Here is a 24278-nt window from a genome sequence, read left to right as displayed (position 1 = left end):
GATCTTCGTCCACTCGTGGCGACAGAGGGCCAGTTATGGTGCGTGCCTGGGTTGGTACGACTGGAATATCTTTCTATCTCTTGCTACGGGACTCGTCGGAGTGCGTGCGGGTAAGTACATGCCGACTGCTCGATACGTCAGACTGGTAGACATGGCCAACATCTCACACAGAGTGGGATGGATGGGTCGAACCCTGCAGAACTTGGATAGTGGCTCAGCGCAATCAAGTTCATAGAGTGCTGCGGGCGGCGCTGACCATCGACAGGCAAGTTGGAGTTGGAGTTCGGCTCCGACGACGCCGGACGGGCAGTACTTGAGCATGCGTACGCCCTTGACCCCACGACCGGCTGGCAGCTGAGCGATGCCTTGCGCGCGGCCGGGGACCTCGATGCTGCCGCGGATGTGCTCCGTGCTGCGGCAGAAGCCGGTGAACCGCGTGCGTACCTCGACCTTGCCGATGTCGAACACGAGAGGGGAGACCTCGACGCGAGCGAAGCGGCGTTCGAGGCCGCGATCGCGGCAGGCGTCGCGGAGCAGGCCGATGACGACGAGGGGGCGGGGTCGTAGCCGTGGACCACAACTCGACGGACTCCCGTGATGTCGACTTCGCCGGGGACATACGATCGAGTCCTGATAAGAGGCGCTCGTGGGGGTGAGCAGGGCTTGAAGACGCAAGACGGCGTGAAGGGGCCGCGGAGTCGGTGGCACGCACTCGCCACGGCCATGTTCGGCGGATACGACTTTCGCGACAGCCGTCAGATCCGCCGGCGCTGGTTGCTCTATCGAACTCTTGCCGCCATCTGCATTGTGCTCGGGGTAGTCCTGGTCCTGTTCGAGATCGTTTCCTTGGTGAGAGGAGTCTCGCTGAATGGCCCGGCGTTCGTACTGCCCTTCCTGATGCTCGGCGTGCCCAGCTTCGTCTTCTGGGTGAAGGCGAAGGATCACGCCATTTTCTGGCGCGAGGAAGTCGAACGCGAGCGGGCGCTGGCGGAGGCGGGTTCTCTGCCGTCGGAGTAAGAACGCCTCGAAGCCTCCTTTCCGGATCTGCTCCTGAACCACCACTACAGAAAGCTGCTTGGGGGCGTACTGGTGACGACTGCTGCTATCGTCCAGATACGAGCGTCAGCGGTGACCGAGGGGGCAAGCATGTCGGTGGTGTCCGGAATCCTCATGGCCATCGGCATCCTGTTTCTGACCGCGGGCGCGGTCATGCTCCTGGGGCGGCGTCGGGTTGCTGCCAACATGTCGCAGGCCGGAATCGTCAAGGGCTCCCGGATGTCCGCGACGACCTACTCGGTCCTGATCTCCGTGATGCAGCTGCTCATCGGCGCCGGCCTCCTGATCCTGACGCCGCTGACGTCCTTTCGGAGCCGTGAGGACAACTTCTTGCGTGCCCTGACCGCTCTCTCCGAGATCCTCGGAGCAGGGGGCATTGTGCTCAGCATCGCGCTCAGCATCACAGGCAGTGCTGGGATGCTGTTCGGCCTGCGCTTCATCTGGCAGGCATGGAAGGACAGGTCGAGCTGGCAGCACGATTCCTCCGGCTTACTGACAATGCCCACACGTGATCGAGTGAGGATGGGCGGCGGAACCGTCCTCGCCACGTACGGTGCGATCGCGGTCGTGTTCGGCATCCTGCTTCTCGCGACCTACGCGGCCGGCGCGTGATCATGAGCGAACCGCAAACGGGGCGCGATTCGCGGCAGGACCAACGCGCGGAAGGAGCCAAGAGGATGAGCTTCCCCGAGGGGCTAGGTTGGCTGCTCTTCCTCTTCTTTCGCGGGCTCGCGCTGTGGGTTGTGATTCCCAGCGCCTTCTTGGCCTGGCTCCTGGTTCACTCGTGGGCTCAGAAGGCGTCTCTAAAGCAGGCTGTCGCCTGGTATGTCGCGAACCTGATCGCGGCGCTGTCGAACGGTCCGTTCCGTTGGCTGATGCGTCGGGAAGTCCGGCCATCCTTCGTACGCATGTCGGGCATGAGCACGCTCAGTACCCAGAGGATCCCCTGGTTCGACGTCAGCGCCCTGTTCGACCTCAACTGACCCCCAGGCCCGACGGCACCCGATGAGGCCCGCGACCATAACGGTCGCGTCCCGAACGCACCGTTCGCTTCGCTCAGTCGTTACCGTGGGCTCAGAGGTCGCGTGGCGATCCTGGCCGGAGGAATGCCGTGGTGGTGGAACGAGCACAGAACGATGAGTCCGAGAGCCTCGTCGAACGTCTGCGCTTCTGGCGCCGGACGGCGAAGGTCTTCATCATCCTCACGATTCTGGGTGTCGGATTCTTCGTGATCCTGGCGTTTCGTCTGTACTTCACGCCGGGGCATCTCGACGTCGTTGCGCCCACCTCCAGCGAGTGTCGTATGGCCGAAGACGGAGAGCGGCTCTACGTCGCCGTCGGCCTCGTCGCTCTCGTGGACGGCACGCTGTTCGAGACGTCGATGGTCCGCGACTCCCAGGGCTCCGTCGAGTCGGCGGCGGTCCTGCTCGACGATGTCCGACTCGACGAACTGGAGGACGCTGAGCTCGATGCGCTGCTGCACGACGCGGATGACGCGAGTCGGCGGTTCGGCGTCGTCGGGGCGGAGAGCGGAACCCTTGTCGCCGCCATCGGCCTTCCGGCATCGGAAGGGAAGATCGTGGCCCTGAGCCTGCTCTGGGGCATCGGGGAGATGTCGTCCGCGCAGACCATTCCGCTGGCGCTCAGATACGGCCACGGCGAGTGCGGCCTCGGGGTCCCTCTGTCGCACGAACAGGGGTAGGGCCTGACGTCATCTCCGCGCTCGACAGCCGCGGCATCCGCTATGCTCGTAACCGTCGCGACTGGCGTCTGGGTGGACTACCACCGGGGAGCGACTGACCACGGAATTCGACCGCGCGCCTGGGCCGATGGAAGCACCCCTTTCGAATCCGTTGTCAGAGGAGCACGTCACATGACCGACCGTTACTTCAACGCCCCGCTCGCCGAGGTCGACCCCGAGATCGCCGAGGTCCTCGACCGGGAACTCAAGCGCCAGCAGACGTTCCTCGAGATGATCGCATCCGAGAACTTCGTGCCCGTCTCCGTGCTGCAGTCGCAGGGCTCGGTGCTCACGAACAAGTACGCCGAGGGCTACCCCGGCCGCCGCTACTACGGCGGCTGCGAGGAGGTCGACGTCGCCGAGGAGCTCGCGATCGCCCGCGCCAAGAGCCTGTTCGGCTCGGAGTTCGCGAACGTCCAGCCGCACTCCGGCGCCTCTGCCAACGCCGCCGTGCTGCACGCGATCGCCCGCCCCGGCGACACCCTGCTCGGCCTCTCGCTCGACCAGGGCGGCCACCTCACCCACGGCATGAAGATCAACTTCTCCGGCCGCCTCTACAACATCGTCGCCTACGGGGTGAACCCCGAGACCTCGACCATCGACATGGACGAGGTCCGCCGCCTCGCCATCGAGCACAAGCCGAAGGTCATCATCGCCGGCTGGTCGGCCTACCCGCGCACCCTCGACTTCGCCGCGTTCCGCGAGATCGCCGACGAGGTCGGCGCGCTCCTCTGGGTCGACATGGCGCACTTCGCCGGCCTCGTCGCCGCGGGGCTGCACCCGAACCCGGTGCCGCACGCGCACGTCGTCTCCTCGACCGTGCACAAGACCATCGGCGGCCCCCGCTCTGGCTTCATCCTCACCAACGACGCCGAGATCGCGAAGAAGATCAACTCCGCCGTCTTCCCCGGACAGCAGGGCGGCCCGCTCATGCACGTGATCGCCGCCAAGGCGACGGCGTTCAAGCTCGCCGGCACCCCGGAGTTCAAGGAGCGTCAGGAGCGCGTGCTGCGCGGCGCCGCCATCATCGCGGAGCGTCTGTCTCAGCAGGACGTGAAGGATGCCGGCATCGCCGTGCGCTCCGGCGGCACCGACGTGCACCTCGTGCTCGTCGACCTGCGCGACGCCGAGATCGACGGCAAGCAGGCCGAGGACCTCCTGCACGACATCCACATCACCGTGAACCGCAACGCGGTGCCGAACGACCCGCGCCCGCCGATGGTCACCTCGGGTCTGCGCATCGGCACCCCGGCGCTCGCGACGCGCGGCTTCGGCGACGCCGAGTTCACCGAGGTCGCCGACGTCATCGCCCTCGCGCTGCAGCCCGGCGCCGACGTCGAGGAGCTCCGTGCCCGCGTCGACGCGCTCGCCGCGGCCTTCCCGCTGTACCCCGACCTGCAGCAGTAAGCCCGCGGCATCCCGTCCGCGACTGCACGGGATGCTGCCGAGTGCACGAGAAGCTACCGAGTGCACGGCCCGTTCACGCGAACGAGCCGTGCACTCGGCGAAAGCACGAGAACTCGACGAGGGCGGACACCGCCCCGAACGGCGAACGCAAGGAAGAGAAGAGACAGCATGACCGCGAAGATCCTCGACGGCAAGGCCGCCGCAGCATCCATCAAGGCCGAGCTCACCGAGCGCGTCGCCGCGCTCAGGGAGAAGGGCATCGTCCCCGGCATCGCCACGGTGCTCGTCGGCGCCGACCCGGCGTCGCAGCTCTACGTCGGCATGAAGCACCGTCAGTCCGAGGCGATCGGGATGAACTCGATCCAGCGCGAGCTCCCCGCCGATGCCTCGCAGGCCGACGTCGAGGCGCTGATCGACGAGCTCAACGCCGATCCCGACTGCCACGGCTACATCGTCCAGCTGCCGCTGCCGAAGCACCTCGACACCGACGCGATCCTCGAGCGCATCGACCCGGCGAAGGACGCCGACGGCCTGCACCCGACCAACCTCGGTCGTCTCGTGCTCAACGTGAACAACCCGATCCACACGCCGCTGCCCTGCACCCCGCGCGGCGTCATCGAACTGCTGCTGCGCAACGACTACGACCTCAAGGGCAAGCACGTCGTCGTGGTCGGACGTGGCGTCACCATCGGCCGCCCGATCGGCCTCCTGCTCACCCGCCGCGACATCAACGCCACCGTCACGCAGGTGCACACGGGCACGCCCGACATGTCGCCGTACCTCCGCCAGGCTGACGTGATCGTCGCCGGCGCCGGGGTCAAGCACCTGATCCGCGCCGAAGACGTCAAGCCCGGAGCCGCCGTGCTCGACGTGGGCGTGACGCGCGAGACGGATGCCGAGACCGGCAAGAGCCTCGTCTTCGGCGACGTGCATCCCGACGTGGCCGAGGTCGCCGGCTTCCTCTCCCCGAACCCCGGCGGCGTCGGACCGATGACCGTCGCCTTGCTCATGACGAACGTGGTCGAGGCGGCCGAGCGGCTCGCCTGACGCGTCGCATCCCGTGGGGCGTTTCGTCACTTCGCCTCGCTGCGCTCGCTCAGCACGGCGCTCGGTCGCTGCGCGTCCTCGCTCAACGACCGGGCTCCTCCGCCGCGCGGATCAGCCGAGCTCGTCGAGCATGCGGCGCTGCTCGGGGGTGAGGCCGTCGTTCAGCTCCTGGCGCGCCTCGGTCGTCGCGGGGGAGTCGGGGGTGGGAGCGGATGCCGCGGCATCCGACCTCTTCGAGATCTTCGCGGAGACGGTGTCGTACACCTCGCCCGCCTTGGCGCGCAGCCTGTCGTCGAACTGGTCGTAGATCATCCAGCCGAAGAGCAGGATCAGCGGAGGCAGGACGAACGCCCAGAAGCCCGACGCGCGCACCCCGCTCAGCCATACCGTCAGCACCCAGACGATGAGCTCGACGACGTAGACGAGCGCGTACTGCACGGTCTTCTCGCCGACCTTCGTACGGCTGGCCGACGACTTCGCGGCGGACTTCCGGAACGCGGAGCCGAGCACGGGCTTCACGAACAGCGCGGCGAGGGTGAGGATCACGGCCGCCCACAGGGCGTTGAAACCCACGCGGACGCCGCTGAACAGCAGGCCGATGAGCAGGAGGACCGCGACGTTGAACACGTAGAGCGCGGCGAACCGGACGATTCCGTTCTTCATGCGACCAGACTTCCACATCTGCGCGCCGTGCGGCACCTCACGCGCGCGGGAAGGAGCGCTCCACCGCGTCGACCACGGCATCGTAGACGGCATCCCAGTCGGGCACCTCTGGCGCGACTCCGGCGAGTTCGAGGCTCACGGCGCCGTGCACCTGCGCCCACACCGTGACGGCGGCAGCCATCACCTGCTCCTCCGGCACGCGCGCCGCGAGCGCGCGCACGAGCGGAGCCATCGCGGTGGAGGTCGTGGCGGCATCCGGAGCGCAGTCCTCGACGGTCGTGATCGCTCCGCCGAACATCAGGCGGTAGAGGGCGGGGTTGGCCTTCGCCCACCCTCGGTACGCGTATCCGAGGGCGCGGAGCCCCTCCGGCTCGGTTGCGGCCTGAGCGGCTCCGAACGACGCGAAGCCGTGCTCGATCACGGCGACCAGCAGCTGCGCCTTGCCGCCGAAGAGGGAGTAGACGGCCGAGGTCGAGGTGCCGGCTGACTGGGCGATGTCGCGGAGGCTGATGCGCTCCGGGCCCTTCGCGTCGACCATCTCCGCCGTGACGTCGAGCAGTCGGTCGCGGAGAGCGTCGTCGTAGGAGACAGGTCTTGCCATGGAGGGAAGTCTATCGTAACGTTGTTTCATAACGTAGTTACATAACAACGTTCCAAGGAGAATCGCATGACTCAGCAGGTCTTCCCCGGTCGCTACACGGCAGCACCCGACCGGTCTGACATCACCGTCTTCGTCATCGGCATGCGGGCCAACCGCTGGTGGCAGCTGGGGAAGGTGTGGTGGACGGCCAGCAAGATGCCGCCGATGCTGCGGCACCTCGCCACCCATCCGGAGGCGGGGATGCTCGGCGCCCACAACTGGTTCGGGCGCACGACCATCCTGCTCTCCTACTGGGAGAGCCCCGAGCATCTGCAGCGCTTCGCCGCCGACCGCGACGCCCCGCACCTGCAGCCGTGGCGTGACTTCATGCGCTCGCTGCAGGGGTCGGGCAGCGTCGGCGTCTGGCACGAGACGTATCAGGTGCCCGTCGCCGATCTCGAGGCCGTGTACGTCGACATGCCCGCGTTCGGGCTGGCCGCGGCAACCACGCACGTGCCCGTCGGCCCGGGCATGAAGACCGCGCGACAGCGACTCGGGCGGTGACGGAGGTGGGTGGATGCCGCGGCCTCCACCCCTCATCTCAGCTCTGGGGCTGCAGCGTGCCCTCGATGTTCGTGATGCGCGCGCTCTCGTCGAAGCGGAACGTGACCGATGCCGTCGCGTCGGTGATCGTGGCGCCGGTGTAGGCGTCGTCGGTCCAGGCGAGGTTCCAGCCGGCGAGGCGGGCGAGGTCCCACACGGCGGTCCTGGCGTCGGGCAGAGCCAGGCCGGAGAGGATGCGGGGGAGAGCGGTGGTCGCCGATGCGACGGTCAGTGCGGGCACGGGCGCGTAGAGGAGGAAGACCGCCCTGGTGCCGCCGGAGATCGGGGCGGAGTAGTAGGGCGAGCGTCCGGTGATCTCCACCGCGACGCCCGCGATCGTGTGCGCGGCTGCGGCGATCCACTCCTCGTCGCCGGAGGCGTCCGCCGGGAAGGGGAGCTCCGGCTCCGCCAGCTCGGCGAGTCCGTGCTCGACGCCGTAGTCGCGGAGCTGCGCGGCGACGCCCTGCGCGTCACCCTGCGGGTGCGCCCACGCCCACAGCAGCGACCGCGGCCCGGGTGCGATCGTCGCGATCAGATGAGCCGTCGTCACCAGCGTGCGCGACGGATCGGCGTTCGCGGTGAAGGTGATCGTGCCCGCCGTCATGTCGGCATCCCAGCGGTGGTCGCCGAGCTCGTCCGTCGCCGTGGCGAGGGCATCCTGACGGAGCGCGGTGAAGAGGGCGGAGCGGTCGGCGAGCGGCTGGAGCGCGGCGAAGGTCATGCCCCCAGTCTCGCCCGGATTGCTATGAATCCGCCAGAGCGCTCATGTCGTCACGGCATCATCCGGACGCCCCATGCGCCGCACGCTCGGCACGGCCAGCGTCGTCAGCGCGATGCTCGCATAGAGGATGCCGGACGTGACCAGCACGGTCTCGACGTCGCTGTGGGTGATCAGCCAGCCGTAGATCAGCGTGCCGATCGGCATGGCCACGAAGCTGCCGAGCATGTCGTAGCTGGACACGCGGGAGAGCGTCTCGCCCGGTACGTTCTCCATCATCGCGAGATTCCACCCGGTGCTGAACACCTCGGCGCCGGCGCCGGCCACGAAGGCCGCGATCGCGAGCAGGACGACGGCGGGGTGGACGCCGAGCACGGTGAGCGGGATCGCGAACGCGGCCATGCCGATCATCCCGTAGCGGAGCGGTCGGTTCAGCGGGAACCACATGAGGATGAGGGTCATCACGAGGATGCCGACGCCCTCCGCGCTGACCACCCAGCCCCAGCCGGTGATGCCGAGACGGGGGTCGTTCTTCGCGATGTACGGGCCGACGACTCCCCACGCGCCGACATGGATGGCGTTCATCACCATGAACGCCAGCACGACCACCCACAGCCAGGTCCTGGTGCGGAACTCGTGCCAGCCGGTGCGGAGATCCTGGAACAGCGTCGTCCCTCCGCCGTGCGCCGGCGGAGGAAGGCGGACCATCGCCAGCACGGGGATCGCGATCACCCATCCGATCGCCTGCACGACCATCGCCCAGGCGGGGCCTGCCGATGCGACGACGATGCCGGCGATGATGGGGCCGCCGATGGTGGTGGCCGAGCGCACGAAGGAGAGCATCGCGTTCGCCTGCTGCAGATGCTCCGGCGAGGCGAGCTGCGGGATGATCCCCTGCATGGCGGGCAGGACGAAGGCCGTGGACGCCCCGTTCAGCACGGAGAGCAGTGCGAGCATCGGCACGGTCGCCGTTCCGGTGAACAGCAGGGCGGCCATCGCCCCGATGGTCAGGATGTCGATGACGTAGCACGACTGGATGATCAGCGCCCGAGGGAGCCGGTCGGCGATCACGCCGCCGAAGAGGAGGAAGACGATGTTGCTGACCGTGAAGGCGGCGAGCACGAGCGACAGCGAGCGGGCGTCGTTGTCGATCTCCAGCACGGCGAAGGCGAGCGCGATCGACGACATGGATCCGGCGATCATCGTGATCGCCCTCGCCAGGAAGAACCAGCGGAATCCGGCATCCTGCATCGCGGCGAGCCCGCGCGTCATCGGCGGTCCTCGCGTCTCTGCATCCGACCATCCTGCCACGCGACGCGCGGCGAGGAGGGTCGGACGGCGTCTACCAGGACGGACGGATGCCGGCGAGGGCCCAGGCCGCCTGCACGGCGGCGCCGAGGGCGACGTACTCGCCCGGCTCCGGCACCACGACCGGGATGTCGAACACCTCGCGGGCGACGGCCGCGACGGCGGGGCTCTGCGCGCCGCCGCCGATGAGCAGCACGCGCTCCGTGCGGACGCCGAGGTCGCGGATGGCGCCGAGGCCGAACGCGAGACCGCCGATCACGCCCTCGACCGCGGCCCGCGCCAGGTTCTCGCGACGGGTCGACGCGAGCGTCATGCCCGAGAGGGTCGCGGTCGCGTCCGGCCGATTCGGGGTCCGCTCGCCCTCGAACCACGGCTGCAGGGACAGTCCACCGGCACCGGGTTCCGCCTGCAGGGCGAGCCGCGAGAACTCCTCGAGGTCCACGCCGAGCAGGGCGGCCGTCACGTCGAACACGCGCGCGGCGTTGAGGGTCGTGACGATCGGGAGGCGGCCGCCCGCGGCATCCGCGAACCCTGCGACGGTGCCGGAGACGTCGAAGATCGGCGCATCGGTCACGGCGAAGATCGTGCCGCTCGTGCCGATGGACACGCCCACGTCGCCCGTGCGCGCGCCCATGCCGAGCGCGGCGGCGGCGTTGTCGCCCGCACCCGCCGACACCACGAGCCCACCGGAACCCTGCACGTGCTCCGAGGGCCCGAGCACCCGGGGGAGCACCACATCCGACGCGTCCCTGCGGAGAGCGAGCGACAGCAGCTCGCGGTCGTAGACGTCGCGGACGGGGTCGAAGTAGCCCGTCCCGCTCGCGTCGGAGCGGTCGGTGACGAGCTCGCCGAGTGCGGGGCCGAGGTCGGACTCGTCGGCAGGGCCGTACCCGCGCAGGCGCCAGGTCAGCCAATCGTGGGGGAGGGCCACGGCCGCCACACGGGCGGCGTTCTGCGGCTCGGCGTCGGCCAGCCATCGGAGCTTCGTGACGGTGAACGACGCGACGGGCACCAGACCCGTGCGGGACGCGAACTCGGAGGCGCCGACCTCTGCCGTGAGATCGGCCGCGGCCTGCGCCGAGCGGGTGTCGTTCCACAGGAGGGCGGGGCGGATCACTCGGCCGGACTCGTCGAGCGCGACCAGTCCGTGCTGCTGCCCGCCGATGCCGATCGCTGACACGTCGTCGAGTCCGCCGGCATCCGCCAGTGCCGTTCGCAGCGCCGCCCACCATGCCGCGGGGTCGACCTCTGTGCCGGCGGGATGGGGTGCACGGCCGGTGCGCACGACCGCACCGGTGTCGAGGTCGCGGACGACGACCTTGCAGCTCTGCGTCGACGAGTCGACGCCCGCGACCAGTGCCATCAGCGCGCGCCGAGCAGGTGCTCGGTGGCGAGCTGCTGCAGCCGGACGAAGCCGAAGCCCTTGCCGCCGAGATACGCGTCGGCGTCGAAGTCCTCGTAGGCGCTGCGGTCGGCGAGCAGATCGTCGTAGGACTCGCCCTCGTTCAGGGTCGGAGCCGCGAGCTCGGCGACCTTCGCCGCGGCCAGAGCCTCCTGCACCTCGGGGTCGGCGCGGAACGCCGCTGCCCGCTCCTTGAGCAGCAGGTAGGTGCGCATGTTCGCGGCGGCGGAGTCCCAGACCCCGGTCTCGTCTTCGGTGCGGCTCGGCTTGTAGTCGAAGTGCCGAGGGCCGTCGTAGGCGGGGACGCCGTTCGGGCCGCCGTTCTCGAGCAGGTCGACGAGCGAGAACGCGTTGTGCAGGTCGCCGTGGCCGAACACCAGGTCCTGGTCGTACTTGATGCCGCGCTGGCCGTTGAGGTCGATGTGGAACAGCTTGCCGTGGAACAGGGCCTGCGCGATCCCCGCGGTGAAGTTGAGTCCCGCCATCTGCTCGTGACCGACCTCGGGGTTCACGCCGACGAGCTCGGGGCGCTCGAGGGAGTCGATGAACGCGATCGCGTGGCCGAGCGTGGGCAGCAGGATGTCGCCGCGCGGCTCGTTGGGCTTGGGCTCGATCGCGAAGCGGATGTCGTAGCCCTTGTCGGTGACGTAGTCGCCGAGCAGGTTGACGGCCTCGCGGTAGCGCTCGAGAGCTGCGCGGACATCCTTCGCCGAGTCGTACTCCGCGCCCTCGCGGCCGCCCCACATGACGAAGGTCTTGGCGCCGAGCTCGGCGGCGAGGTCGAGGTTGCGCAGCACCTTGCGCAGCGCGAACCGGCGCACCTGGCGGTCGTTGGAGGTGAAGCCGCCGTCCTTGAAGACCGGTGCGCTGAAGAGGTTCGTGGTGACCATCGGCACGATCAGCCCGGTGTCGGCCAGTGCGCCGGTGAGGCGGTCGATCTGCGTCTGACGCTCGGCGTCGGTGGAGCCGAAGGCGAACAGGTCGTCGTCGTGGAAGGTCAGGCCGTAGGCGCCGAGCTCCGCGAGTCGCTCGACGGCGTGCACGACGTCGAGGTGCGGCCTGGTCGGTCCGCCGAAGGGATCGGTGCCGTTGTAGCCGACGGTCCAGAGTCCGAAGGAGAACTTGTCGTCGCGGGTGGGGGTGAGGGACATGGCTCGGATCGCTTTCCACGGTGAGGGCGAATTGTTGTTGCCAGGAACATATCAGGGGTGGGTGGCCTCCGCAACGTGTCCGTCCGCTGCGATCCTGCGCCCGGGGGTGCGGTCAGCCGCCGATCGGCGCCGTCGAACTGCGCACCACGAGCTCGGCGTGCATCCTGATGTGCGCGGGGTCCTCGCCGCGCAGCATCCCCAGCAGCACGCCGACCGCCGCCGCCCCCATCTCTGCGAGGGGCTGCCGCACGGTCGTGAGCTGCGGGTTGTTCGACGACGCCTCGGGGATGTCGTCGAACCCGACGACGGAGAGGTCGTCGGGCACGCGCAGGCCGCGTTCGGCGGCGACGCGCATGGCCTCGAGCGCCGTGAGGTCGTTGGCGGCGAACACCGCGGTCGGCCGCTCGGGGAGATCCAGGATAGCGTGGGCGCCGGCGGTCGCGCTCGCGGTGCGGTAGCCGCCGTCGACCACGAGGGACGGATCGAACGGGATGCCGGCCGCGCCCAGCGCCGAGCGGTAGCCCGCCTCGCGCTGCTGCGCCGACTCGAGATCGGAGCGGCCGCGCAGGTGCGCGATCCTGCGGTGCCCGAGGGAGATGAGGTGCTCCGTCGCCGTGCGTGCGCCCTCGACGTTGTGCACCGCGACCGTCGCCGTTCCGTGCGGCCCCTCGTGCGGGTCCACCGCCACGATCGGCACCGCGGCCTGCGGGGGAGTCGTGGTCGGGGTCACCAGGATCGCCCCGTCGATGAGCGTCCCGCCCAGACGGGAGAGGGAGCGGCGCTCCCAGCCGAGGTGCTCGCCCGCCGAGACGCTTCCCGCGTACGCGAGCACGTCGTACGGCGTGTCCTGCAGGGCGGTGGAGACGCCACGCAGCAACTGCAGCGCGAAGGGCTCGAACTCGGCGACGAGCACGCCGATGACGTTCGTGCGCCCTCTCCTCATCGACGTCGCCACCAGGGAGCTCTCGTATCCGAGTTCGGCGACGACGCGGAGGATCCGGGCGTGGGTCTCCGCGGACACGCCGTCTCGGCCGTTGATGGCCTTCGACACCGTCGCCACGGACACTCCTGCTGCGCGGGCGACGTCGGTGATCGTGGTGCGTGCGTTCATCAGAACAGACTAATCATGGAAAACGTTATCGATATCGTTTGACACGATCTCGTCCAGGTGCCAGAGTGGGCCCACAACACATTGGTGTGGCTGACAACAAATAGGTTCGCTCTGCTGCACGGAACTCGATGAAGAGGAGACACAGCATGAAGATGCGCAAAGCGTGGGCTGCGGGGGCGGCCATCGTGACGCTGGGGGCGCTCGGGTTGACCGGGTGCGCGGGCGGGGGAGGCGGCGCCGATGACGGCAGCACGCTCACGATGTGGCACAACTCGACCACCGGTGCGGGCAAGCAGTACTGGGAGGACGCTGCGGCCGCATTCCACAAGGCCAACCCCGAGGTCACGGTCAAGGTCACCTCGATCCAGAACGAGGACATGGACGGCAAGCTCCAGACCGCCGTCAACTCCGGCGACATGCCCGACATCTTCATGGCACGCGGAGGCGGCAAGCTCGCCGACGTCGTGAAGGCCGGCAAGGTCAAGGACCTCACGAAGCTCATCGACGCCGACGTGAAGTCGGCCTTCGGCGACGCGCCGTTCAGCGCCTTCACCGTCGACGGCAAGATCTACGGCATGCCCAGCGCGGTGCTCCCCGGCGGCATGTTCTACAGCAAGGACCTGTTCGCCGCGGCGGGGATCAGCGGCGAGCCGAGCAGCATGGACGAGCTCGAGGGCGCCGTCGACAAGCTGAAGGCGTCGGGCGTCGCCCCGATCGCACTCGGCGCGAAGGACGCCTGGCCGGCCGCGCACTGGTATTACTTCTTCGCGGTGCGCGCATGCGACCAGGACGTGATCGCCAACCTGTCGACCAAGCCGGACTTCTCGGACAAGTGCTGGCTCGACGCCGCACAGAACCTCGCCGACTTCGCCGAGACCGAGCCGTTCAACGACGGGTTCCTCACGACATCAGCGCAGCAGGGCGCGAACTCCTCCGCAGGTCTCGTCGCCAACCACAAGGCGGCGATGGAGCTCATGGGGGCGTGGAACGTCGGTGTGATCGCCAGCCTCACGCCCGACCAGAAGCCCCTTCCCGACCTCGGCTGGTTCCCCTTCCCCGAGGTCAGCGGCGGCAAGGGAACCCCCGGAGCCATGATGGGCGGCGTGGACGGATACTCGTGCTCCGTCGACTCGCCCGACACCTGCGAGAAGTTCCTGAACTTCGTCTCCTCGAAGGAGTGGCAGGAGAAGTACGCCGTCGCCTTCCAGACGATCCCGGCCTCTCAGGACGCGATGGGCGCGGTCACCGATCCGTCGCTGATCCCGCTCATGGAGGCGTACAGCAAGGCGCCGTACGTCTCGCTCTGGCTGGACACGGCCCTCGGCCAGAACGTCGGCAACGCGCTCAACACCGGCGTCGTGGAGATGCTCGCGGGTCAGGGAGACCCGAAGAAGCTCGTCGACAGCCTCGCGAACGCGGCGGCCAGGGGCTGACCCGCGCCATGACCATCACCCAGGCGCTCGCTCAGGCGCCTGAGGGGAGCTCCCGTGGGGCCGGCGCATCGTCGGCCCCACGGCGGCGGAAGCCGCGCCCTGACTGGCGCAAGCGCGGCGAGATCGCCCTCCTCTCGGGCCCTGCCCTCCTCGTGTTCGTCGGCTTCGTCATCTTCCCGGTGCTGATGGCGGCGTTCTACGGATTCTTCAAGTGGAACGGCTTCGGCTGGCCGACCGAGTTCGTCGGCCTCGACAACTACGTGCTCATGCTGCAGGACGAGACGTTCCGCGCGGCCGTGTCGCACAACTTCATCATCATCTTCCTGTCGCTGATCATGCAGGGGCCCGTCGCGATCCTCTTCGCCCTGCTGCTCAACCAGAAGATCCGCGGACGATCTGTCATCCGCGTCCTGATCTTCGCCCCGTACGTGATCGCGGAGGTCGTCGTCGGCACGGGCTGGAGCCTGATGCTGCAGGATGCCGGCGCCCTCAACTCCCTGCTGGAGAAGTGGGGCCTCGGCGCGCTCCAGCACTCGTGGATCGCCGACCCCGCGATCGCCATGTGGTCGCTGATGATCATCATCACGTGGAAGTACGTCGGGTTCGCCGTCATCCTCATGCTGGCGGGGATGCAGTCGATCCCCGAGGAGCTCTACGAAGCGGCTGCGATCGACGGAGCCGGGTTCTGGAAGACGCAGTGGAGCATCACGCTTCCCCTGCTCGGCCCGACCATCCGCATCTGGGCGTTCCTGTCGATCATCGGCTCCCTCCAGCTGTTCGACCTCGTCAACATCATCTGGGGGCAGTACATCGCGGCGACCGCCGGCACCTCGACGATGGCGACCTACATGTACCAGAACGGCCACCTGGCGGGGAACTACGGCTTCGGCAACGCCGTGGCCGTGATGCTCTTCCTCATCTCCATGGTCGTGGCGCTCATCTACCAGCGCTTCGTGCTGCGGCGTGACACCGAGGGCGCACTCACCGGAGACAGCGGAAAGGCGCGCAGACGATGACCGACACCCTGAAGACCTCCGTCGCGATCCAGACGATCGGGCCCAGGGGCCGCCGCCGCGCCGCCCCCGAGGTGCGCTGGGGCAGCCCCGGCGTGTACCTCGTCGCCCTCGTGCTGATCACGGTCTGCGTGACGCCGATCCTCTACATCATCATCGGCGGCTTCCGCACGAACTCGCAGATCACCACGGATCCGTCGGGCTGGCCCGCCCCGTGGCAGTTCGCGAACTACACCGACGTGCTCGGCAGCTCCGAGTTCTGGACCGCGATGCTGAACTCGACGATCTCGGCCGTCGGCACCACCGCGGGAGCCCTGATCCTCGGCGTCATGGCGAGCTACGTCATCGCGCGCTACGACTTCGCGGGCAAGGGCGTCATGTACTCGCTGTTCGCCGCGGGGCTGATGTTCCCGGTGACCGTCGCGATCACGCCGCTCTACCTGCTGATCCGCAACCTGGGGCTGGTGAACAGCCTCGCGGGCATCATCCTTCCGCAGATCGCGTTCGCCCTGCCGACCACGATCATCATCCTCGTGCCGTTCCTCAAGGCGATCCCGAAGGAGCTGGAGGAGGCGGCGTCGATCGACGGCGCATCCCGTCTGGGGTTCTTCTGGCGCATGGTGATCCCGCTGAGCCTGCCGGGAGTCATCACGGTCGGGATCCTCGCCTTCATCGGCGCGTGGAACGGCTACATGCTCCCGCTGTTCATCCTGAGCGACCAGAGCCTGTTCACCCTTCCGCTCGGCGTGCAGAACTTCGCCTCGCAGTACTCGGTCGACACCGCCCGTGTGCTCGCCTACACCTCGCTGTCCATGCTTCCCGCCCTGATCTTCTTCAGCCTGTTCGAGCGCCGCATCGTCGGCGGTCTGACCGGCGCGGTCAAGGGCTGAGAGACCACGAACCACGAATGGAGGCGCACATGAGCGCTGACATCCCCGCATTCCCCCACGCATCCGATCGGGTGCGGGATCTGCTCGCCAGGATGACGCTGGACGAGAAGCTCGCGCAGCTCGTCGGCTACTGGATCGACCAGGGCGGCGAGGTGGTGGCGCCCATGCAGAACGAGATGGGAGGCAAGGCCGCCCCCGGGGCGCTGGCCGAGATCACGCGTGACGGCATCGGCCACTACACGCGCGTCTACGGCACGCGCCCGGTCGATGCCGCCGAGCGCGCGGCGTGGCTCTGGGAGGAGCAGCGCCGCCTCCGTCGGGAGACCCGGCTGGGCATCCCCGCGCTCGTGCACGAGGAGTGCCTCACCGGGCTCGCCGCGTGGAAGGCGGCGACCTTCCCCACGCCGCTCGCCTGGGGCGCCTCGTTCGACCCGGAGCTGGTGGAGGAGATGGCGGCGTCGATCGGCGAGACCATGCGCGACCTCGGCATCCACCAGGGGCTGGCGCCGGTGCTCGACGTCATCCGCGACCCCCGGTGGGGGCGGGTGGACGAGTGCATCGCCGAGGATCCGTACGTGGTCGGGGTGACCGGCACGGCGTATGTGCGCGGGCTGCAGTCCGCCGGTGTGCACGCGACGCTCAAGCACTTCGTCGGGTACTCGGGATCGCGTGCGGGGCGCAACCACGCGCCGGTCTCCGCCGGACCCAGGGAGGTGGCCGACGTGTTCCTCCCGCCGTTCGAGATGGCGGTGATCGACGGCGGCGCGCGCTCGGTGATGAACTCCTATGCGGAGATCGACGGGGTGCCTCTGGGCAGCAGCGCCGAGCATCTCACGGGCCTGCTGCGCGAGACGTGGGGCTTCGACGGCGTGGTCGTCGCGGACTACTTCGCCGTCGCGTTCCTGGAGATGATGCACGGCATCGCGCGCGACAGGGGAGAGGCGGCGGAGGCCGCCCTCACGGCCGGGGTCGACGTCGAGCTCCCGAGCGGAGACGCGTATCTGGCGCCGCTGCGGGAGCGCGTCCTGTCGGGGGCGCTCGATGAGGCCTTCGTCGACCGCGCGGTCCTGCGCGCGCTGTCCCAGAAGGAGGAGCTCGGGCTGCTGGAGCCCGACGCCTTCGACGGCGAGCCGCCCGCGGCAGTCGACCTCGACTCGCCCCGCCATCGCGACATCGCACGACGGCTCGCGGAGGAGTCGGCGGTGCTGCTCTCGAACGACGGCATCCTTCCTCTCGCCGATGCGGCGACGCCTCTGGGGAAGATCGCCGTGATCGGCCCCAACTCCGCGCGCCCTGAGGCGCTGATGGGCTGCTATTCGTTCGCCAACCACGTGCTCGCGCATCATCCGGAGCATCCGATCGGCTTCTCCATCCCGAGCTTCCTCGAGGCGTTCTCGGAGGAGGCGGATGCTCTCGGCGTCGAGGTGATCGCCGCGCACGGCTGTGACGTCGAGGGCGACGACCGCTCGGGCTTCGCGGAGGCGGTCGACGTCGCGCGCGCGGCCGACGTGGCGATCGTCGTCGTCGGCGACCAGGCCGGGCTGTTCGGGCGGGGCACGGTCGGCGAGGGCAACGACTCCGAGAGCCTCGAGCTGCCCGGTGTGCAGCGCGAGCTCGTGGAGGCGCTGGTGCGCACGGGAACGCCGGTGGTCATGGTGGCCGTGACCGGTCGCCCGTACGCGATCGGCTGGGCTCTGGACGCTGTGTCTGCACCGGCTGCCGTGCTGCAGGCGTTCTTCCCCGGAGAGGAGGGCGCCTCGGCGCTCGCCGGAGTCCTCTCTGGAAGGGTCGTGCCCTCGGGGCGCCTCCCGGTGTCGCTGCCGCGGTCTGCGGGAGCGCAGCCCTACTCGTACCTGCACCCTCGCCTGGGCGGACCCTCGGAGGTGACGGCGACCGATTCGACTCCGGTGCGTCCGTTCGGGTTCGGCCTGTCGTACACGCGGTTCGAGGTCGATCGGCTCGATGCCGACGACGAGGTGGCCGCCGGAGGAGCGTTCCGGGTCGCGGTCACGGTGACGAACACGGGCGGCCGGGCGGGCGCCCACGTCGTGCAGCTGTACGGGCACGACGTCGTGGCATCCGTCACGAGACCCGTCGCCCAGCTCCTGGCGTTCCGCCGGGTGACGCTCGACGCCGGGGAGTCGGTGCGGGTGACCTTCGACATCCCCACCCAGCGATTCGCCTTCAGCGACCGGTCGATGACCCGTGTGGTCGAACCCGGAGACGTCGAGGTCTGGGTGGGAGCGCACGCCGCGGCATCCGTCGAGGAGGGCACGGCGACGGCCCGGGCCACCCTGCGGATCACGGGGGCACCGCACCCCGTCACGACGGCGGATGCACGGGTGGCGACATCGGAGGCGATGATCGTGGATCGCGCGGTGTCGCGATGACGGTGGTGAGCAATCCCATCCTGCCCGGGTGCCACCCCGATCCGACGATCTGCCGTGTCGGGGAGGACTACTACCTCGTCACCTCGACGTTCGAGTACCTGCCCGGTCTCCCGGTGTTCCGCAGCCGCGACCTCGTCGACTGGGAGGTCGTCGGGCACGTCATCGATCGGCCGGGGATGCTGGATCTCGAGGGGATCCGCTCGTCGGGCGGCCTCTACGCTCCGACGCTCCGGCACCACGACGGCCGGTTCTGGCTGCTGTGCACGCTCGTGGACCAGGAGGACGACGCGAGGGGCGGCAATTTCGTCGTCACGGCGGAGAACCCGTCCGGCCCCTGGTCCGACCCGGTCTGGCTCGACGTCGACGGGATCGATCCGTCGGTGTTCTTCGACGACGACGGTCGCATCTGGGTGCACGGCACGCGACCGGCCCGTCAGCCCGAATGGCACGATCAGACCGAGGTCTGGCTGCGCGAGCTGGACCCGCACACGATGACCCTCGAGGCCGAGGAGCATGTCCTGTGGCGCGGGGCGGTGCAGGGCGCGGTGTGGGCTGAGGGTCCGCACCTCTACCGGGTGGCCGGGGCCTACCATCTGCTCGCCGCGGAGGGCGGAACCGACTTCCACCATGCCATCAGCGTGGCGAGGGCGGATGCCGTCACCGGTCCGTACCGCGGCAGCAAGGGCAACCCCGTGCTCACCCATCGGAACCTCGGGCGCGGCGTCGACATCACGGCGGTCGGGCACGCTGACCTCGTGGAGGCGCCGGACGGCAGCTGGTGGGCGGTGCTGCTCGGCATGCGTCCGTACGGCGGCTACCACTGCAACCTCGGCAGGGAGACCTTCCTGGTGCCGGTGGTCTGGGAGGACGGATGGCCGGTCTTCGCACCGGGCATCGGTCGCGTGGAGCACGAGGTCGAGGTGCCGTTCGCGCAGCCGCGGGCGGCGGCGCCCGTCGGCGGGATCATCGCGTCGAGCGATCCGCGCTGGACCTCCGTGCGCGCCCTGCCCTCGGAGATCGCCGCGGCCGACGGCGACGGGTGGGTGCTCCCGCTGCTCCCGGCGACCCTCGCCGATGCCACCCGCAGCGCCTTCCTCGGTGTGCGGCAGCAGCATCGAGACGTCGACGTCACGGCGACCATCGCCTGCGATCTGCGCGAGGGCGAGGAGGCGGGACTCGTCGTGCGTCAGTCGGAGGACGACCACGTGCGGCTGTCCGCCATCGGCGTCACGGGGGAGGGAACGCGCGTGGTCGCCATCCACCGGAGCGCCGGAACGGAGCGCGTGATCGGGGAGGCGGTCGTCGCGGGAGCGCCGCACGAGGACCTCGTTCTCATGCTGCGGGCGCGCGGTCAGGACTACGAGCTGCGGGCGGGAAGGTCGGGCGACGACCTCGTCGCCGTCGCCACGGCGGACGGACGCACGCTCGACTCGATCGCGACCGGCGGCTTCCTCGGACTCTGGATCGGGGTCCACGGCACGTCGAACGGTGCGGCGACCGACTCGACGATGCGCGTCGAGCGCGTCGAGTACGTCCCCCGGTGATCACGAGGGTCGGGCCTGACCGGAGCGCGCCCGTCGGGCGGATATCGTGGCAGGAGCAGCACGACGCGCGGAGGAGGCGGGGGATGACGGATCGAGCATCCGGAGTCGAGGGAGTGCGCCGGGCGAACCTCGGCGAGGTGCTTCGGCTCGTGCACCACGACGGCCCGCGATCCCGCGCGGTCATCACCGCCGACACGGGACTGAACAGGTCGACGGTCGCCGACCTCGTCGCCGAGCTGGTCTCGCACGGACTCGTCGTGGAGCAGGAGCCCGACACCACCCGCCGAGTGGGGCGCCCCTCGCCGATCGTCGCGCCGAGCGAGCAGGTCGTCGCGATCGCGGTCAACCCCGAGGTCGACGCGATCGAGATCGGCGTCATCGCCCTCGGTGGCAGCGTGCGCGAGCGCGTACGGGTCGAGTGCGTCGAGCCTCCCTCCGTCGAGGACGTCACCGCGGCGGTCGAGGGCTTCGTACGACGGTGGCGGGAGTCGTCCGGGCCGGCGGCGAGGATCATCGGCATCGGACTCGCCGTGCCGGGGCTGGTCAGGGCCGAGGACGGCATCGTGCGACTCGCCCCCCACCTGGAGTGGCGGGATGCTCCGATCGGCGATGCGCTCGCGACGGCGCTCGGACTCCCCGTCTTCGTCGGCAACGACGCCTCTCTCGGAGCGAGCGCCGAGCGCCTGTTCGGAGCCGCGCGCGCTCACGAGGACGTCGTGTACCTCAACGGCGGATCGAGCGGCATCGGCGGAGGGCTCATCCTGGACGGCCGGCTCATCGGCGGCGCCGGGGGTTACGCAGGGGAGTGGGGGCAGACGCGCCCCGGCATCCTGTCCGACGACGACCGCCGCACCGACGGCGGCGTCCTCGAAGACGAGGTCAACCGCTCGCGCCTGCTGCAGGCCGCCCAGCTCGGCCCCGTGGACGACACCGCCCTCGCGGCGGTGCTCTCGGCGACGAGCGATCCGCAGGTGATCGCCGAGATCGACCGGCAGCGCCGCGTGCTCACGGCCGCGCTCGCGAACGCGGTCAACGTGCTGAATCCGTCGATCGTGGTCCTGGGCGGCTTCCTCGCCATGCTGCGCGCCCGCGACGCCCTGAGCTTCGACGCCGAGGTGCGGGCGCGCTCGCTGCAGGCGCCGGCGGAGCAGATGGAGGTGACGGCCGCAGGGCTCGGCGCCGATCGTCTGCTGATCGGCGCCGCCGAGGCCGCCTTCGCTCCGTTGCTGGCGGATCCGCTCCGATTCTGACGGTCAGTAGCTGGCGCGCCGCGTGTCGTCCGAGACGGGGATGAAACGGCTCGCGAGTCCCTCGGAGGCGCGGGCGAGCAGCGCGACATCGGCGCCGACCGCGACGAAGTCGGCACCGGCGGCGATGTACCCGTCGGCGGCGGTCGGATCGAAGGCGTTCACGCCCACGGCGGTCCCTGCGGCCTTCACCGCGGCGAACACGCGCTCCACCGCGGCGACGACGTCGGGATGCGTCTGCTGGCCGAGCAGGCCCATCGACGCCGACAGATCCGACGGGCCGACGAAGACCGCGTCGACGCCGTCGACCGCGGCGATCTCCGCCGCGGCATCCACTCCGGCTGCCGTCTCGATCTGCACCGTCAGCGACGTGTGCGCCGCGGATTCCTGCAGGTAGCGGTCGACGCGGTTCCAGCGGGCGCTGCGGGCCAGGGCGCTGCCGACGCCGCGCACGCCCTCCGGCGGGTAGCGGGTCGCGGCGACGGCCGCGCGGGCCTCGTCGGCGGACGACACCATCGGAACGATGATGTTCTGCGCACCGAGATCGAGGACCTGCTTGATCGCGACCGTGTCGTTGGAGGGCACGCGGACGACAGGGGCGATCGGGTAGGCCGCGGCGACCTGCAGCTGCAGCAGCACGCTCTCCAGCGAGTTCGCGGAGTGCTCCATGTCGATCAGCAGCCAGTCGAGGCTCGAGCCCGCAGCCACCTCGGTGACGATCGCGCTGCCGGAGCAGGCCCACATCCCGATCAGCGAGCGGTCGGATGCCGCGAGCTGCTCGCGGAAGGAGGCGTCTAGACGAATCGGCATGCGATCGTTCCCATCGGTCCGTAGTCGCACAGCACTTCATCGCCGCGCGTCACCCACATCGGGCGCGTGAACGATCCTGCCAGGATGATCTCCCCCGGCTCGAGACGCGCGCCGTGCTGGTGGAACTTGTTCGCCAACCAGGCGACGCCGGTGGCGGGATGGTTCAGCACGCCGGCGGCGACGCCGGTCTCCTCGATCTCGCCGTTCTTGAAGAGGAGCCCTGGAACCCAGCGCAGATCGATCTCGTCGGGGCGCTTGCGCACGTCGCCGAGGACCATCGCCCCGTACGCGGCGTTGTCGCTGATCGTGTCGACGATCGTGCGCCCCTCCAGCTCGATGTGCGAGTTCAGCACCTCGAGGGCGGGAACGGCGTAGTCGATCGCGGCGAGGGCGTCCTCCAGCGTGCAGTCCGGGCCTTCGAGCGGATGCTTCAGCACGAACGCGAGCTCGACCTCGATGCGCACGTTGGAGAAGTGCTCCGTGGGGATGTCGGCCCCGGACTCGTACACGGTGTCGTCGAACATCACCCCGTAGTCGGGCTCGGTGATGCCCGTCGCCTGCTGCATCGCCTTCGACGTGAGGCCGATCTTGCGACCGACCAGCCGGCGGCCGGCGGCGATCTGCGAGTCGCGCCACACGCCCTGGATCGCGTACGAGTCCTCGACCGTCGCGGCGGGATAGCGCGCGGTGATGCGCGGGATCACCCCGTGCGTGCGATCGGCCTCGGCGAGCTCGGCCGCGATCGTCGCGATGTCCTCTGCTGACAGCATCCGTTCCTTCTCTCTTCTTCTCACCGACACAGGCTGCGGCTGATGCGCGAGTGTCGGGCCGGAGGGATGTTCTCGTGGGGACAATCGGGGTAGGGGTCCCCGCTCTTGTCCCCACGAGAACATCCCGTAGGCCGCCACGCGCGACTAGAGCTGGTGCCCCAGCTTGTACTCGCCCTGCTTCCACTCCGGCATCGCGTCCTCGTCGTCCGGGCGGGTGTAGCTGAACCCGTCGGCGCCGATCGTCACGGCCATCTCGGAGCTGTCGGTGCGCGCGACCACCGGCTGCGGGTTGCCGTCGAGGTCGAGCACGAGGCTCGCATCCGTGTACCAGCTCGGCACGACCGGGTTGCCCCACCAGTCGCGGCGCTGGTTGTCGTGCACGTCCCACGTGATGACGGGGTTGTCGGGGTCGCCCGTGTAGTAGTCCTGCGTATACACCTCGACGCGGTGGCCGTCGGGGTCGCGCAGGTACAGGTAGAACGCGTTGCTCACGCCGTGACGGCCGGGCCCGCGCTCGATCGCGTCGGACCGGCGCAGGGCTCCGAGCTTGTCGCAGATCGCGAGGATGTTGTGCTTCTCGTGCGTCGCGAAGCACACGTGGTGCATGCGGGGTCCGTCGCCGCCGGTCATGGCGGTGTCGTGCACGGTCGGCTTGCGGCGCATCCACGCGGCGTAGACGGTGCCCTCCTCGTCCTGGATGTCCTCCGTGACGCGGAAGCCGAGGTCCTGCATGAACTTCACCGCGCGCGGCACGTCGGGGGTGACCTGGTTGAAGTGGTCGAGGCGCACGAGCTCGCCGGGGATGTGCAGGTCGTAGCGCCACGACATCCGCTCGACGTGCTCGGTCTGGAAGAAGAACTCGTACGGGAAGCCGAGAGGGTCGACCACGCGGACGGAGTCGCCGATGCCCTTGACGAAGCCGTCGGGGTTGCGACGGACGTCGCAGCCGAGCTCCGTGTAGAACTCGACGGCGCGGTCGAGGTCCTCGGCCGAGCGGACCCGGTACGAGAAGGCGGCAACCGCGGCGATCGGGCCCTTGCGCAGCACGAGGTTGTGGTGGATGAACTCCTCGGTCGAGCGGAGGTAGATCGCCTCGTCGTCCTCGCTCGTCACGTAAAGGCCGAGGATGTCGACGTAGAACTGGCGGGATGCCGCGAGGTCGGTGACCACGAGCTCCATGTAGGCGCAGCGCAGCACGTCCGGGGGCGTGCTCGTCGGCGTGGGGGTGGGGTCGGCGGGATGGATCGGCGCCTCCTGGCTCACGTAGAAGCCAGACGAGGTCAGCGTCATGTCGTCGCGGTTGGTCATGTCAGCGTCCTTGCTTTCGTGTCGTGCGTTCGTTTCGTCTCGCTTCGCTCGCTCAACGACCGGATCTCAGGACCGGTCGTCGAGCG

24 protein-coding genes and 1 riboswitch are annotated in these 24278 nt (G+C 69.3%); of the genes, 14 read left to right on the top strand and 10 right to left on the bottom strand.

Annotated features, from left to right (window positions below; translation table 11 throughout):
• Positions 1-270: 270 nt before the first annotated feature.
• The 7 genes from LC438_RS13695 to LC438_RS13665 all read left to right on the top strand — a co-directional run bounded on the left by LC438_RS13695 (position 271) and on the right by LC438_RS13665 (position 5251).
• A complete protein-coding gene (locus LC438_RS13695) occupies positions 271-567 on the top strand; it encodes a hypothetical protein (RefSeq protein WP_146114385.1) in 297 nt (98 codons plus the stop codon).
• Between the two features lie 96 nt (positions 568-663).
• On the top strand, positions 664-1017 hold the full coding sequence (locus tag LC438_RS13690) for a hypothetical protein (protein ID WP_146114386.1): 354 nt from the start codon (positions 664-666) through the stop codon (positions 1015-1017).
• Between the two features lie 153 nt (positions 1018-1170).
• On the top strand, positions 1171-1668 hold the full coding sequence (locus LC438_RS13685; RefSeq protein WP_223586891.1) for a hypothetical protein: 498 nt from the start codon (positions 1171-1173) through the stop codon (positions 1666-1668).
• 65 nt (positions 1669-1733) lie between these two features.
• Positions 1734-2039, top strand: a complete 306-nt coding sequence (locus LC438_RS13680) for a hypothetical protein (protein ID WP_223586890.1) — start codon at positions 1734-1736, stop codon at positions 2037-2039.
• Positions 2040-2170: 131 nt separating this feature from the next.
• Positions 2171-2758, top strand: coding sequence for a hypothetical protein (locus LC438_RS13675; protein WP_223586889.1), 588 nt, complete (start codon positions 2171-2173; stop codon positions 2756-2758).
• A gap of 47 nt (positions 2759-2805) precedes the next feature.
• Positions 2806-2890: riboswitch (ZMP/ZTP riboswitch) on the top strand.
• 39 nt (positions 2891-2929) lie between these two features.
• Positions 2930-4204, top strand: a complete 1275-nt coding sequence (gene glyA / locus LC438_RS13670; RefSeq protein WP_223586888.1) for a serine hydroxymethyltransferase — start codon at positions 2930-2932, stop codon at positions 4202-4204.
• Positions 4205-4372: 168 nt separating this feature from the next.
• Positions 4373-5251, top strand: a complete 879-nt coding sequence (locus LC438_RS13665; RefSeq protein WP_223586887.1) for a bifunctional methylenetetrahydrofolate dehydrogenase/methenyltetrahydrofolate cyclohydrolase — start codon at positions 4373-4375, stop codon at positions 5249-5251.
• Positions 5252-5362: 111 nt separating this feature from the next.
• Here the strand turns inward: LC438_RS13665 and LC438_RS13660 are convergent, their stop codons facing one another.
• Positions 5363-5914, bottom strand: coding sequence for a phage holin family protein (locus tag LC438_RS13660; protein ID WP_223586886.1), 552 nt, complete (start codon positions 5912-5914; stop codon positions 5363-5365).
• A 37-nt stretch (positions 5915-5951) separates the two neighbouring features.
• On the bottom strand, positions 5952-6515 hold the full coding sequence (locus LC438_RS13655) for a TetR/AcrR family transcriptional regulator (RefSeq protein WP_223586885.1): 564 nt from the start codon (positions 6513-6515) through the stop codon (positions 5952-5954).
• 66 nt (positions 6516-6581) lie between these two features.
• Between LC438_RS13655 and LC438_RS13650 the strand changes: the two genes are divergently transcribed.
• Positions 6582-7058, top strand: a complete 477-nt coding sequence (locus tag LC438_RS13650) for a DUF4188 domain-containing protein (RefSeq protein WP_105677156.1) — start codon at positions 6582-6584, stop codon at positions 7056-7058.
• A gap of 37 nt (positions 7059-7095) precedes the next feature.
• Here LC438_RS13650 and LC438_RS13645 read toward each other — a convergent pair whose 3' ends face one another.
• The 5 genes from LC438_RS13645 to LC438_RS13625 all read right to left on the bottom strand — a co-directional run bounded on the left by LC438_RS13645 (position 7096) and on the right by LC438_RS13625 (position 12787).
• On the bottom strand, positions 7096-7818 hold the full coding sequence (locus LC438_RS13645) for a DUF6882 domain-containing protein (RefSeq protein ID WP_223586884.1): 723 nt from the start codon (positions 7816-7818) through the stop codon (positions 7096-7098).
• A gap of 42 nt (positions 7819-7860) precedes the next feature.
• Positions 7861-9087, bottom strand: a complete 1227-nt coding sequence (locus LC438_RS13640; protein ID WP_223586883.1) for an MFS transporter — start codon at positions 9085-9087, stop codon at positions 7861-7863.
• 70 nt (positions 9088-9157) lie between these two features.
• Complete coding sequence (xylB, locus tag LC438_RS13635) at positions 9158-10486, bottom strand: xylulokinase (RefSeq protein WP_105677161.1); 1329 nt, start codon at positions 10484-10486, stop codon at positions 9158-9160.
• A complete protein-coding gene (gene xylA, locus LC438_RS13630; RefSeq protein ID WP_105677163.1) occupies positions 10486-11676 on the bottom strand; it encodes a xylose isomerase in 1191 nt (396 codons plus the stop codon). Before xylA ends, xylB begins: the two co-directional genes overlap by 1 nt.
• Before the next feature lie 112 nt (positions 11677-11788).
• On the bottom strand, positions 11789-12787 hold the full coding sequence (locus tag LC438_RS13625; RefSeq protein ID WP_223586882.1) for a LacI family DNA-binding transcriptional regulator: 999 nt from the start codon (positions 12785-12787) through the stop codon (positions 11789-11791).
• Positions 12788-12933: 146 nt separating this feature from the next.
• Between LC438_RS13625 and LC438_RS13620 the strand changes: the two genes are divergently transcribed.
• The 6 genes from LC438_RS13620 to LC438_RS13595 all read left to right on the top strand — a co-directional run bounded on the left by LC438_RS13620 (position 12934) and on the right by LC438_RS13595 (position 21307).
• A complete protein-coding gene (locus LC438_RS13620; protein ID WP_223586881.1) occupies positions 12934-14220 on the top strand; it encodes an ABC transporter substrate-binding protein in 1287 nt (428 codons plus the stop codon).
• A gap of 8 nt (positions 14221-14228) precedes the next feature.
• Positions 14229-15236 carry a carbohydrate ABC transporter permease gene (locus LC438_RS13615; protein WP_105677168.1) on the top strand — a complete coding sequence of 336 codons (1008 nt, stop codon included), beginning with the start codon at positions 14229-14231 and terminating at the stop codon, positions 15234-15236.
• Positions 15233-16123, top strand: coding sequence for a carbohydrate ABC transporter permease (locus LC438_RS13610; RefSeq protein WP_223586880.1), 891 nt, complete (start codon positions 15233-15235; stop codon positions 16121-16123). Before LC438_RS13615 ends, LC438_RS13610 begins: the two co-directional genes overlap by 4 nt.
• A 29-nt stretch (positions 16124-16152) precedes the next feature.
• Entirely contained in the window at positions 16153-18513 is a 2361-nt protein-coding gene (locus LC438_RS13605) for a glycoside hydrolase family 3 N-terminal domain-containing protein (RefSeq protein ID WP_223586879.1), read from the top strand.
• A complete protein-coding gene (locus LC438_RS13600; protein WP_223586878.1) occupies positions 18510-20057 on the top strand; it encodes a glycoside hydrolase family 43 protein in 1548 nt (515 codons plus the stop codon). The genes LC438_RS13605 and LC438_RS13600 overlap by 4 nt, the downstream gene beginning before the upstream one ends.
• Positions 20058-20140: 83 nt before the next feature.
• Positions 20141-21307, top strand: a complete 1167-nt coding sequence (locus tag LC438_RS13595; RefSeq protein WP_105677172.1) for an ROK family transcriptional regulator — start codon at positions 20141-20143, stop codon at positions 21305-21307.
• A 3-nt stretch (positions 21308-21310) separates the two neighbouring features.
• Here LC438_RS13595 and LC438_RS13590 read toward each other — a convergent pair whose 3' ends face one another.
• The 3 genes from LC438_RS13590 to hpaD all read right to left on the bottom strand — a co-directional run bounded on the left by LC438_RS13590 (position 21311) and on the right by hpaD (position 24192).
• Positions 21311-22114: an HpcH/HpaI aldolase/citrate lyase family protein gene (locus LC438_RS13590; RefSeq protein ID WP_223586877.1), complete on the bottom strand. Its 804-nt coding sequence runs from the start codon at positions 22112-22114 to the stop codon at positions 21311-21313.
• Positions 22099-22884 (bottom strand): fumarylacetoacetate hydrolase family protein, encoded by a 786-nt coding sequence (locus LC438_RS13585; protein ID WP_105677175.1) that lies wholly within the window; start codon positions 22882-22884, stop codon positions 22099-22101. The genes LC438_RS13590 and LC438_RS13585 overlap by 16 nt, the downstream gene beginning before the upstream one ends.
• Before the next feature lie 144 nt (positions 22885-23028).
• Positions 23029-24192, bottom strand: coding sequence for a 3,4-dihydroxyphenylacetate 2,3-dioxygenase (gene hpaD / locus LC438_RS13580; RefSeq protein WP_223586876.1), 1164 nt, complete (start codon positions 24190-24192; stop codon positions 23029-23031).
• Positions 24193-24278: the final 86 nt, after the last annotated feature.

The organism is Microbacterium sp. OVT16B, from assembly GCF_019969705.1.
Lineage (GTDB): Bacteria > Actinomycetota > Actinomycetes > Actinomycetales > Microbacteriaceae > Microbacterium > Microbacterium natoriense.
This window is presented reverse-complemented; position numbering and strand designations above follow the sequence as displayed.